Origin of the sequence: Psychrobacter sp. UBA2514 (genome assembly GCF_002341255.1) — a bacterium.
In the GTDB taxonomy this organism is placed as follows: Bacteria; Pseudomonadota; Gammaproteobacteria; order Pseudomonadales; family Moraxellaceae; genus Psychrobacter; species Psychrobacter pacificensis.
The window spans coordinates 21,513-22,451 of record NZ_DDNS01000005.1 but is presented as its reverse complement, the minus strand read 5'-3'; the positions used below and the strand labels follow the sequence as shown (position 1 = coordinate 22,451).

Below are 939 nucleotides of genomic sequence, written 5' to 3'. Positions count from 1 at the left end.
GATGTCGTATTGATGATGCTATCGCCTTCTTTCATGTGCTCAAGGGCGGCGCGGGTTGCATAAAACATTCCTGCCATATTGACATCGAAATGCTGTTGCCAGTCTTTATCACTGACTTCAGACAAATCATGATACGGCTTTTGCATACCAGCGTTATTGACTAGCACATCAATGCCGCCCCATTGTGCCACGACCGCTTCGACTGCCTCTTTGCAACTACTGCTATCTGCCGTATCACCCTGCAGTACCAGCGCGTCTGTGCCTTCTGCTTCAATACCTTTACGCGTCTCATTGGCGCTCTCTTCGTCAGAGTGATAAAGGATGGCAACTTTGGCGCCTTCACGTGCCATATGAAAAGCCACTGCGCGACCGATACCACTGTCTCCGCCAGTGATTAAAACGCGCTTATCAGCCAGTTTTCCTGAGCCTTTATAGTTATCATTGATATATTCAGCAGGTGGCATCATGTTGTCGATTTGGTCTGTCATAATCTGTATCCTTTGTTCTTTTGAGGTATTGTTTATTGTTATTACAGCAATCCTATGACGTTGGCATCAGTATTTTTATAATGCTATTTTAGGATGTACGCCTCATAGTCTTGCTAGCAGTCATCATAATACCCAAATGCATTTTTTGAAATATTACTCGGTTAATGTTTGGTAATTTAAAGCTGCAGTTATGATACTTATTATCATTGATAAGTACCAAGCTAAAAGGATATTGAGAAAATCTTAATTAATAAAACGATCACCGTCTGAGACAGACGGTATGAGATATTGAGTGATTTAGAAAGGTGTAAAGACGCGGCAAAAAAATAGACATTTAGTTGAAAGGCTCACTTGGATAGAGGCTCAGTCTATATAACAAAGCTTATACACAAGCGGTAAGCCGTTTTATATTTATCATAGTGACCACATATATAGTGAAACCATTATAAAA

At 40.7% G+C, this 939-nt stretch carries 1 protein-coding gene; it reads right to left on the bottom strand.

All coding sequences use genetic code 11. The features are described from left to right. A partial coding sequence (locus B3V51_RS01450; RefSeq protein WP_286707842.1) for an SDR family NAD(P)-dependent oxidoreductase occupies positions 1–488 on the bottom strand: 488 nt, incomplete at its 3' end. Positions 489–939: the final 451 nt, after the last annotated feature.